This is a genomic window from Frigoribacterium sp. Leaf44 (assembly GCF_001421865.1).
GTDB lineage: Bacteria > Actinomycetota > Actinomycetes > Actinomycetales > Microbacteriaceae > Frigoribacterium.
In genome coordinates this window covers 78,697-89,763 of record NZ_LMLG01000007.1, presented here as the reverse complement: position 1 = coordinate 89,763, position 11,067 = coordinate 78,697, and the positions used below count along the sequence as shown (strand labels likewise).

At 71.4% G+C, this 11,067-nt stretch carries 8 protein-coding genes; 6 read left to right on the top strand and 2 right to left on the bottom strand.

What is annotated here, in order from left to right; translation table 11 throughout:
- The first annotated feature begins 79 nt into the window (after positions 1-79).
- On the top strand, positions 80-1,249 hold the full coding sequence (locus ASE87_RS14575; protein ID WP_056230076.1) for a LacI family DNA-binding transcriptional regulator: 1,170 nt from the start codon (positions 80-82) through the stop codon (positions 1,247-1,249).
- 68 nt (positions 1,250-1,317) lie between these two features.
- Here ASE87_RS14575 and ASE87_RS14570 read toward each other — a convergent pair whose 3' ends face one another.
- Positions 1,318-2,682, bottom strand: a complete 1,365-nt coding sequence (locus tag ASE87_RS14570; protein WP_056229870.1) for a globin domain-containing protein — start codon at positions 2,680-2,682, stop codon at positions 1,318-1,320.
- A 277-nt stretch (positions 2,683-2,959) separates the two neighbouring features.
- On the opposite strand from ASE87_RS14570, the gene ASE87_RS14565 reads away from it, so the two are divergent.
- From ASE87_RS14565 to ASE87_RS14545, 5 genes are all read left to right on the top strand, one after another.
- Complete coding sequence (locus tag ASE87_RS14565) at positions 2,960-4,648, top strand: ABC transporter substrate-binding protein (protein ID WP_056230073.1); 1,689 nt, start codon at positions 2,960-2,962, stop codon at positions 4,646-4,648.
- Complete coding sequence (locus tag ASE87_RS14560) at positions 4,645-5,625, top strand: ABC transporter permease (protein WP_043594062.1); 981 nt, start codon at positions 4,645-4,647, stop codon at positions 5,623-5,625. The genes ASE87_RS14565 and ASE87_RS14560 overlap by 4 nt, the downstream gene beginning before the upstream one ends.
- The gene (locus ASE87_RS14555) at positions 5,622-6,575 is read left to right on the top strand and encodes an ABC transporter permease (protein ID WP_056229867.1); all 954 of its coding nucleotides are present in this window, start codon (positions 5,622-5,624) and stop codon (positions 6,573-6,575) included. The genes ASE87_RS14560 and ASE87_RS14555 overlap by 4 nt, the downstream gene beginning before the upstream one ends.
- 62 nt (positions 6,576-6,637) lie before the next feature.
- Complete coding sequence (locus tag ASE87_RS14550) at positions 6,638-8,332, top strand: ABC transporter ATP-binding protein (protein ID WP_056230070.1); 1,695 nt, start codon at positions 6,638-6,640, stop codon at positions 8,330-8,332.
- A gap of 34 nt (positions 8,333-8,366) precedes the next feature.
- Positions 8,367-9,548 (top strand): glycoside hydrolase family 1 protein, encoded by a 1,182-nt coding sequence (locus ASE87_RS14545; protein WP_056229866.1) that lies wholly within the window; start codon positions 8,367-8,369, stop codon positions 9,546-9,548.
- Between the two features lie 30 nt (positions 9,549-9,578).
- Here ASE87_RS14545 and ASE87_RS14540 read toward each other — a convergent pair whose 3' ends face one another.
- Positions 9,579-10,970 carry a GNAT family N-acetyltransferase gene (locus tag ASE87_RS14540; protein WP_056229863.1) on the bottom strand — a complete coding sequence of 464 codons (1,392 nt, stop codon included), beginning with the start codon at positions 10,968-10,970 and terminating at the stop codon, positions 9,579-9,581.
- Between the last annotated feature and the right edge of the window lie 97 nt (positions 10,971-11,067).

The following is an 11,067-nucleotide window of genomic DNA, read 5'->3' as shown; positions in this document are numbered from 1 at the left end:
CGGAGCCGCGGCCCGGTCTCGGACGCCGACCGACCTAGGATGGTCCGCGACCCGCCGCCGCCCGCCTGGAGGACCCCTCGTGACCAAGGCCCCGACCGTGTACGACGTGGCCGCCCACGCCGACGTGTCGATCGCGACGGTGTCGAGGGTGCTGCGCCGTCCCGACGACGTGCGCCCCGAGACCCGCAGCCGGGTGCTCGAGTCGGTGCGTGCCCTCGGCTACGTGCCGAGCGGCGCGGCCCGCGGCCTCGCCGGGCGGCGCACGGGCGTGCTCGGGCTCTTCCTGCCGGGCCACGACGGCATCGACGGCCCCGAACCCGACTGGGCTCGGGTGTCGGACGCGTCGCGCATCCCGCTGATCGACGACCGCGAGCGCGTGGAGGCGTCGACCGTCGTCGAGCCGGGCCGCGGTGCGACGAGCCTCACCGCGCCTCCTGCGTCCGACCACGGGTCGAACCCGGCGAACCTCTATTTCGACGAAGTGCTGCGCGGCGCCGAGGTCGAGGCCTGGCGGCGGGGATTCGCCCTCATGGTCGCCGCCGGCCGGGGGTCGAGCCGCGAGGTCATGGTCAACGACATCGCGGGCCGGGTCGACGGGCTCGCGGTGCTGGCCCAGACGGTGCCCGGCGACCTGCTCGCGCACGTCTCGCGACGCATCCCCGTCGTCGTGCTCGCCGACTCGAGGCCGGGTGACGACCTCGACCACGTCGGCGTCGACAACGTCGCCGGCATGCACGCCCTGACCGACTTCGTGCTGGGCACGCGGGGCGTGCACGACGTCGCCTACGTCGCCGGGCCGTCCGACTCGCCCGACGAACTCGACCGCCACGCCGGGTTCGACCGGGCCGTCGAGGCGCACCGCGCCGCCGGGGCGCGCGTCACCGTCCGGGTCGAGCCGGGCGAGTTCTCCCGCGCCGGCGGTCGTCGTGCGGCAGCGGCGCTGCTCGAGACCGGCGACCTGCCCCGGGCCGTCCTCTGCGCGAACGACCAGTCGGCGCTCGGCGTCCTCGACGTGTTCGGCGAGCAGGGCGTCGACGTGCCCGGTCGCGTGCTCGTGACGGGTTTCGACGGCATCGACGCCGGCCGGTTCTCCCGGCCCCGGCTCACCACGGTGCGCCAGCCGATGGGTGAACTCGGCCGCATCGCCGTCCGCACGGTCGTCCGACGACTCACCGACCCCGGGGCGCCGCCGCAGCGGGTCACCCTGCCGGTCGAGGTGCTGCTGCGCGAGAGCTGCCCCGCGCTCTGAGAACCGCCCTGTCCGAGTCAGCCCCTACCGAGCCCGCCCTACCCGAGCCCGCCCTGCCCGAGCCCGTCCTACCCGAGCCCGCCCTGCCCGGTGTCGGCGCCGGTGACGCTCCCGTCGTCGGGCCCGAAGACGAAGTAGTGCACGCGGTCGGCGTCGACCCCGTGGCCGATCAGGGCCGCCCGGGCGATCGCCATGAACGGCACCGGTCCGCACAGGAACACCCGGTGCGACGCGGTCAGGTCGACCCGGGCCAGGTCGATCGGGTCGAGGTAGACGCCCGGCCCGTCGATCGACGCCTCGGCCAGCGCGCTGAGCGCCGACAGCGACCCCTGCGTGTAGCTGACCCGCAGGGTCGCGTTCGGCATCGACGCGACCAGCGCCTCGAGTTCGACGCGGTGCGCGTGCCGCTCCGGCGTGCGCTCGAAGTGCAGCGCCGTCACGACGCGGTCGGGCTCGGTCCGGGCCAGGTGGTCGAGCATGCCGAGCACGGGCGTGCAGCCGATGCCCGCCGAGACGAACAGCAGCGGGGCGTCGTCGAGGTCGTCGATGGTCAGCGACCCGATCGGGGGCGAGACGCTCACCACGTCGCCCACCCGCAGCTCGCCCATCAGGTGCGACGACACCTCGCCGTCGGGCGCGGGCGGTTCGCCGACCAGCAGTCGGGCGCTGATCCGCCACTGCTCGTCGTGACCGCCGCGGAGGCTGTACTGCCGGATCTGCCGGGCCCCGTCGGCCAGCCGCACCTGCACCGACGCGAACTGACCGGCGCGGTACCGGGGCAGGGCCTCGCTGTCGGCCGAGACCAGGGTGAGCGCGACCACGTCCTCGGCCTCGACGCGGTGTTCGGTGACGAGGGCCTCGCGCCACTCGTCACCGGGCTCGAGGTCGGCCTGCCGGTAGATCGCCTCGACCGTCGCCACCATCTCGTCGCGGGCCTGACGGTAGACGGCCGCCCAGGCGTCGGCGACGTCGGCCGTGAGGTCCGGGCCGAGGGCGACCGCGAACGCCTCGCCGAGGTGCCGCTCGAACAGGTCGTACTCGTCGCGGGTGACGCCGAGTGCCGCGTGCCGCTGGGCCAATCGCGAGACGATCTCACCGGGTGTCGCCGGCGCGAGGGTCGGCGCCCCGGCCTGGCGGGCGGCGTCCCCGCCGGACGGTCGGCCCCCCGAGGAGGCGCGGTGCCGGTCGGCCCCCTCGCCGCGCGTCGACCCCGGGGCCGCGTCGAGGACGGCCTGCGCGAGCGCGACGATCGTCCGGGCGAGCTCGCGCTGCTGCCGCCCCTGCGCCAGGTCGCCGCGGTTGAACTGGTCGCGCAGCAGGTCGGGTCGGGTGCCGAACAGGCGGCGGTAGAACTCGTCGGCGATGTCGCGCGACCGCTCGGCGACCACGGGCAGCGAGGCGCGGAGCGCTCGCAGCTGCGTCGTGCTGGCCATGCGGGTCCCTCCGGTCGGCGGGGCGCCGCGACCGGCACCCGACGCCGATTCTGGCGTGCGGGCCCGGGCGTCCCCTGACGGTTGGCTCGGCGTCGAACGACCTCGCGCCTCCTCGTCCTCCGGGGTTCGCGGCCCGGAGAGGCGATGACGTGACGCTCACGGTCGGACCCGAGCGGCAGGTCGGCGCGTCTTCTCGAGTTCCCCTGCTTGCGCCCATGCGATGTATGCGCTTACAGTGGGCCCAGCTCACCTCGACGACGAATGAGAGAACGTGGCGATGACGCACGCGACACCCCCTCGGCGACACCCACGCCGACGCTTCCGCACGCTCGCGGCCCTGGCAGCGGCCACGGCCGCCGTGCTCGTGGCCACCGGCTGCAGCATCCAGATCCGCAGCCAGCCCGACCCCAGCATCGGGGCCGACACGATGCTGATCAACGCCGACAAGGGCAACCCGCAGTTCGAGCGCAACTTCAACCCGTTCCTCACGAACAAGCGCACCGCCTCGACCTGGATCTACGAGCCCCTGCTCGAGATCAACCCGCTCGACGGCGAGATCACGCCCTGGCTCGCGAGCGAGACCGTCCTGCCCGACGCGCGCACGATCGACATGACGATCCGCGACGGCGTCGAGTGGTCCGACGGCACGCCGATGACCCCGGCGGACGTGGTCTACACGTTCGACCTGATCAAGGCGAACCCGTCGCTCGACCTCAAGGGCGCCTGGCAGCACATCGACACGATCGAGCAGCAGGGCGACCACGTGGTCTTCCACCTGCAGACCGACGACGTCCCCGCGATGGAGATCATCGGCCAGACGACGATCGTGCCCGAGCACCTGTGGAAGGACGTCGACGACCCCACGACCTTCCGCAACCCCGACCCGGTCGGCACCGGCCCGTTCACGCTCGGCAACTACTCGCCGCAGCAGTACTCGATGGACAAGAACGAGTCGTATTGGCAGGCGGACAAGATCGAGATCGGCCACCTGATCCTGCCCGCCACGAACAACCAGCTCGACACCGTCACGCGCGGTTACGACTGGTCGTACTCGTTCATCAGCGACGTCGAGGGCACCTGGGGCGCCGCCAGCCCCGACAACCAGTTCTGGTTCCCGCCGGGCGGCGTGATCGGTCTCGTGCCCAACCTCACCAAGGCACCCTTCGACGACGTCAACGTGCGTCGCGGCATCGCCCTGGCGCTCGACCGCGGTCCGATCGCCGAGTCGGCCACCGAGGGCTACCTCGAGCCGGCCGGCCAGACCGGGCTCATCCTGCCCAACCAGCAGGACGACCTCGACCCGTCGATCCCGAACGCCGGCGTGATCGAGCAGGACGTCGACGGCGCCCTCGCGGCCTTCGCCGAGTCGGGCTACACGCAGCAGGGTGACGAGCTGGTCGGCCCCGACGGCACGCAGTTGAAGATCACGATCCTCACCGCCAACGGCTACACCGACTGGCTGCGGGCCGTGCAGGAGGTGCGGAGCCAGTTGGGCGCGATCGGCATCGACGTGCAGATCCAGGCTCCCCAGCCGGCCGGCTACCAGTCGGCCATCGCGAACGGCGAGTTCGACATGGCGATGGGTGGCATGGGCAACGGAAACGTCTACCAGGCCTACAACAACCTGCTCAACAGCCAGTTCGCCACCCCGGTCGGCGAGACCACGGCGGCCAACTACGAGCGGTTCAGCGACCCGGCGGTCGACCAGCTGCTCGACGACTGGAAGGCCACGACCGACCCCGAGCAGCAGAAGCAGTACAGCTACCAGCTGCAGAACGTCGTCTACGACCAGTTGCCCGTGATCGGCCTGTACTACGGCGGGCTCTGGGGTCTGTTCAACGACTCGAAGTTCACCGGCTGGCCCACCGCCGAGAACCCGTACATGGCACCGCAGAACTACGACCAGGCACCGCTGCTGATCTTCACGAAGCTCAAGCGCGTCGACCAGAAAGAGGGCGACCAGTGAAGTACGCAGCCCAGAAACTCGGCCTGTTCGTGCTCACCCTGTGGGCCGCGGTCACCCTGAACTTCATCCTGCCGCGGCTGATGCCCGGCAGCCCGACCGACGCCGCGATCGCGAAGTTGTCGCTGAACGGTCCGGTCAGCGCGGCGACCCGTGCCGCCATCGAGGCCCAGCTCGGCGTGCCGGACGGCAACGTGCTGCAGCAGTACGTCAGCTACCTCGGCCAGGTCGTGCGTCTCGACTTCGGCACGAGCTACACGTTCTTCCCCGAGACGGTCGGCCACCTGGTCGGCCAGGCCCTGCCGTTCACGCTGATCCTCGTCGGGGTCTGCACGATCATCGCCTTCGTGCTCGGCACCCTGATCGGCGTCGCCGCGGCGTGGAAGCGCGGCACCTGGCTCGACTCGCTGCCCACCCTGTCGGGCAGCTTCATGAGCACGTTCCCGTACTTCTGGACGGCCCTGCTGCTGCTGTTCTTCCTCGGCTACGTGCTGCACTGGTTCCCGACCACGGGGGCCTACGGCGCGACGACCACGCCCGGGTTCACGCCGGCCTTCGTGGGCGACGCCCTGCAGCACGCGGTGCTGCCGGCCATCACCATCCTGCTGACGAGTCTCGGCGGATGGATCCTCGGCATGCGCAACGCGATGATCTCGACGCTGGGCGACGACTACGTCACCTTCGCCGAGGCCAACGGGCTCAAGGGCCGCACGGTCGCCGTGCGCTACGCCGCCCGCAACGCGATCCTGCCGAACCTGACCGGCTTCGGCCTCGCCCTGGGCGGCGTGGTCGGTGGCTCGATCCTCGTCGAGCAGGTGTTCGGCTACCCCGGCATCGGCTACCTGCTGTTCAACGCCGTCATCGGCCAGGACTACCCGCTGATGCAGGCCCTCTTCCTGATGATCACGGTCAGCGTGCTCGTCGCCAACTTCCTCGTCGACATCTTGTACGGCGTGCTCGACCCAAGGACCCGCCGATGACCTCCACCGTGTCCGTCCACCTGCCCGAGGGCGCGCCTCCCACCGGCCCCGCCGAGCAGAAGGCGCCCAGTCGCTGGCTCACCATCGGCCGCATGGCCGCGACCATCTGGTCGAACCCCAAGGCGAAGATCGGCGTCGTCATCTTCGGCGTCTTCGTCTTCGTCGCGATCTTCGCCCCGCTGCTCGCGCCCTACGGCGGCAGCGAGAACGGCTTCGAGCGCAACGCCGACGCGAGCTGGGCCCACTGGATGGGCACCACGGCCGCCGGTGAGGACGTCCTGAGCCAACTGATCTACGGCGCCCGCATCAGCGTCTTCGTCGGCGTCGTCGCCGGCGTGCTGTCGACGTTGGTCGCCGTCGCGATCGGGCTGAGCTGGGGCTACATGAAGGGCTTCGGCGGCGACGTCGTCGGGTTCATCGTGAACCTGTTCCTCGTCATCCCGGGTCTGCCCCTGATGATCGTCATCGCGGCCTACCTGCAGAACGGCGGCATCACCGTGATCCTCGCGGTGATCGTCATCACCGGCTGGGCCTGGGGTGCGCGCGTGCTGCGCAGCCAGACGCAGTCGCTGCGATCGCGCGACTTCGTCACGGCGGCACGGTTCTCGGGCGAGAGCGCGGGACGCATCGTGTTCCGCGAGATCCTGCCCAACATGACCTCGCTGATCACCGGCTCGTTCTTCGGTGCCGCGACCAGTGCGATCCTCGCCGAGGCCGGCCTCGAGTTCCTGGGGCTCGGCGACTCGTCGATCGTCAGCTGGGGCACGATCCTCTACTGGGCACAGAACTCGAATGCCCTGCTCACCGGCCAGTGGATCCTGCTCTTCGCGCCCGGCCTCTGCATCGCCCTGCTGGCGATGAGCCTGACCCTGATCAACTTCGGCGTCGACGCCGTCGGCAACCCCCGACTTCGCGAAGGCGCGAAGCAGAAGAAGGAGGCGCGCAAGTGACCGCCACGGACCTCACCGACCAGCCCACCACCTCCTCGCCCTCGCCCTCGTCCTCCGACGACGTGTTGCTCGACGTCCGCGACCTCAGCGTCGTCTACGAGAGCGCCGGCGCGGAGCCGGTGCAGGCCGTCGACCACGTGTCGTTCCGGCTGAAGCGGGGCGAGTTCGTCGGCCTGGTCGGCGAATCCGGCTCGGGCAAGTCGACGCTCGGCTACGCACTGACCCGGTTGCAGAAGCCACCGGCGCGGACCAACGGCGGCAGCATCTGGTTCGACGGCGCCGACGTCCGCGACCTCGACACCGAGGCGCTGCGTCAGCAGCGACAGGGTGGCTTCGCGATGGTGCTGCAGTCGGGAATGAACGCGCTGAACCCGGTGCGCACGATCCGCAACCACTTCGTCGACGTGTTCAAGGCCCACGGCCACGTGCCGCGCGACCGCTGGCACGCCCGCGCCGCCGAGCTGGTCGCCAAGGTCGAACTCGACCCGGGCGTCCTCGCGCGGTTCCCGGGAGAGCTGTCCGGCGGCATGCGCCAGCGCGTCTCGATCGCCCTCGCCCTGTCGCTCGAGCCGCAGCTGATGGTCTTCGACGAGCCGACCACCGCCCTCGACGTGCTCGTGCAGCACGCCGTGATGGACACGATCATCTCGCTGCAGCAGAGCGAGGGCTTCACGGCCGTGCTGATCAGCCACGACCTCGGCATCGTGCTCGAGTCGGCGCAGCGCGTGCTCGTGATGCACGAGGGACGCATCGTCGAGGACGGCCGCTCGGCCGACGTGCTCGCCGACCCGCAGGACGACTACACGAAGATGCTGCTGTCGCACTACGCCGACCCGCGCGCCGAGGTCGTCTCGCTGCCCGGCTTCGAGGACCGTTCGGTCCGTCGGGCCCGGGGCGACCGCCGCGTCGACACGACGACCTCGGTGCCGACCGTCGCCACGCGCGGCCAGCGCACGGCGCAGCACGCGATCACCGTGAACGGTGTGACCAAGACCTACGCGCCTCCTCGGCGGGGCGACGACCCCGTGCGCGCCGTCCGCGACGTGTCGTTCACGCTCGAACCGGGTCAGTCGCTCGCCCTCGTCGGGCAGAGCGGCTCGGGCAAGAGCACGATCGCCAAGCTCGTCACCGGCGTCGAGAAGCCGACCAGCGGCAGCGTCTCGTTCGGCGACACCGACGTGACGAAGCTCCGGGGACGCGCGCTCCGCAGCTTCCGCAGCGACGTGCAGATGGTCTTCCAGGACCCGTACGCCGCGCTGAACCCGCTGCACACGGTCGAGTACACGCTGACGCGCCCGGTCGTGAACTACACCGGCCTGACCGGCCAGGAGGCGCGGCGTCGGGTGCTCGAGCTGCTCGAGACGGTCGGTCTGACGCCGGTCGAGCAGTTCGCGGCGAAGCTGCCGCACCAGCTGTCGGGTGGTCAGCGACAACGCGTCGTGATCGCCCGGGCGCTCGCGAGCGACCCGCAGGTGATCATCGCCGACGAGCCGGTCTCGATGCTCGACGTCTCGCTGCGGGCCGGCGTGCTGGCGCTGCTCGAGGACCTCCGCGAACAGTGGGGCGTGTCGATGCTCTACATCACCCACGACCTGCTCAGTGCCCGGCTGATCACCGACGACATCATGGTGCTCAACCACGGTGCCGTGGTCGAGCGGGGGCACACGGCCGAGGTGCTGCAGCGGCCGACCGACCCCTACACGGTGACGCTGCTCGACGCGGTGCCGAACCCGCGCCGGTCGCACCGCGCCTCCTGACATCTCCCTCGCTCCACCCGAAAGGAACCACCCTGTGCTGACCTTCCCCGACGGCTTCCTGTGGGGAGCCGCCACCGCCGCCCACCAGATCGAGGGCAACAACGTCAACAGCAACTGGTGGGTGCACGAGAACGCCCCCGGCACGACCATCGTCGAGCCGAGCGGTGACGCGGCCGACAGCTACAACAGGTTCCGCGACGACATCCGGCTGCTCGCCGAGCTCGGCCTGAACAGCTACCGCTTCAGCATCGAGTGGGCCCGCATCGAGCCCGAGCGCGGCATGGTCAGCAAGGCGCAGGTCGCGCACTACCGCCGCATGGTCGAGACCTGCCACGAGTTCGGCATCGAGCCGATCGTCACGCTGATGCACTTCACCGTGCCCCGCTGGTTCGAGCGCGACGGCTTCTGGCGCGCGCCCGACGCCGCCGACCTGTTCGCCCGCTACACCGAGCTCGCGCTGCCGGTCGTCGCGGAGGGCGTCCGGTACGTGTGCACCATCAACGAGCCGAACATCGCCGCCATGCTGGCCGGGGGAGAGGACGCCTCGAACCTCGTCGCCTACGGCCTGCCGAACCCCGACCTCGAGGTCGCGGACGCCCTGCTCGCGTCGCACAAGCGCAGCCGCGAGGTGTTGTCGCAGCTGCCGCAGATCAAGTCGGGCTGGACCGTCGCGACCCAGGCCTTCAAGGCCGTCGACGAGCCGGGTGCCGCCGAGAAGACGCGTGAGTACGGCTACGTCCGAGACGACTGGTACAGCGAGATGGCGGCGGGCGACGACTTCGTCGGCGTGCAGGCCTACACGCAGACGTTCGTCGGGCCCGAGGGCCCGCGTCCGGTCGCCGAAGGGCTCGAGACGACGCTGACGGGGTGGGAGTTCTACCCGCCGGCCGCCGCCGAGGGCATCCGGAGCGCCTGGGAGCTCTCGGGCCACGTGCCCGTCATGGTCACCGAGAACGGCATCGCGACCGCCGACGACACTCGACGCATCGCCTACACGCAGGGAGCGCTCGAGCACGTCCACGACGCCGTCGAGGAGGGCATCGAGGTGCTCGGCTACCAGCACTGGAGCGCGCTCGACAACTACGAGTGGGCCAGTGGGTTCCGCCCCACGTTCGGCCTGATCGGGTGGGACCGCGAGACCTTCGAGCGCACGCCCAAGCCGAGCGCCCGCTGGTACGGCGAGGTCGCGCGCGCGAACGGGTTGGCTCGGGCGTAGGTCCCACCGGCGCCGTGGCCGATGCCGCGCCTAGAAGTACGTGATGCCGTGCAGGGGCCGCTCGGGCAGCAGCATCGCGCGGAGCTTCTGCACGGCCCCCTTGCGACGCTCGCGGACGAGCCCCGCGGCGGCCAGCGTGACCGGGTCGAAGCCGCCGAGCCAGAGTGAGCCGAGCGTGGCCACGTCGAGTTCGAGGTCGGCCCGGCGGACGGCCGCCTTCTTCACCGTCGCCTCGCCGGCCTCGCTCGTGACGCGGTACGTGCCGGCGGCGTGCCCCAGGGAGTCGCCGATCGCGATGGTGACGACGCCGTCCGCCGCCCAGGGGCGTGCCTGCAGGGCCGTGACGGGGTCGAGGATGCGGAACCAGACGTGGTCTTCGTCGTGGCGGACGGTCAGGGCACGGCCGTCGACGAGTGCATGGGGCAGCGGGTCGTGCTGCGGGGCGTTCGGGTACCGGATCGTCGAGACCAGGTCGACCGCGAGCAGCAGCTGCCAGAGGCCGAGGTAGGCGTCGTCCGAGGCGGCCACGAGGTCGACGACCACGAGGGTCTGCGTGCCCGTGGCGCCCTCGCCGCCGCCCACCGACTCGACCCGGTACGTGACGTAGCCGTCGACGGTGCCGGTCGCGTCACGGTGCACCGCGGCCCGGACGGCCGGGTCGGGCGTGCCGTCCGCGCGCTCGCGGCCGAGCGCGTGGTCCCAGGCGCCTTCGTGGCGGTCGATCGAGCCGGGGCTGCGGACGTGGAACCGCGCGAAGACCTCGGGGGCGACCTCGGCCAGGGACGCCGTCGTCACCAGCTCGGTGCTGCCCTCGGGCTCGCTCAGCAGACCACCCGCACGACGCGCGTCGACCTCGATCGTGCGCTCGCGCACGCCGACCCCGAAGCCGAAGCGACGGTAGATGGTGCCCTCGCTCGCGGTCAGGGCCGCCACGGCGGTGCCGGCCGCCTTGGCCCGCGCGAGGTCGTCGGTGATCATGCGGCGCAGGATGCCCCGGCGGCGGTGGGTCGGCTGCACGGTGACCCCGGCGATCAGGTCGGCCTCGATCAGGCGCCCGCCGCCGACGTGCAGGGTCTTGTCGAACGAGGCGAAGGTGGCCACGGGCCAGCCCAGCTCGTCGAGCGAGCCGGGGTTCGGGTCACGACGGTGGACGCCGGTCAGGCGTCGGCCGTCGGCGACGAGGCGGCGCGCGGAACGACCCAGGGCGGCGGTGTCGTCGACGGCGCCGTGGAAGCCCATCGATTCGGCACCGATCCACGCCGCGGTCGCGGCGTCTGCGCGGGGAGTCGCGTCGTCGGCGTCGGCGTCGGTGGCGGCGGTGGCGGGATCGGCGGCGGCCGCCGGATCGGCCACGTCCGTCCCGTCGGTGTCGAGCGCGGCCGCGGACGTGCGGAGGTCGTAGTCGTCGTCGAGGGTGCTCACCCGCACAGCCTACGGATCGGCACCGTCGTTGTCGTCGTCCTGAGGACGGACCCCGTGGGGGGAGGGGCGACACCTTGAGGTTCTACGACATGCGAAA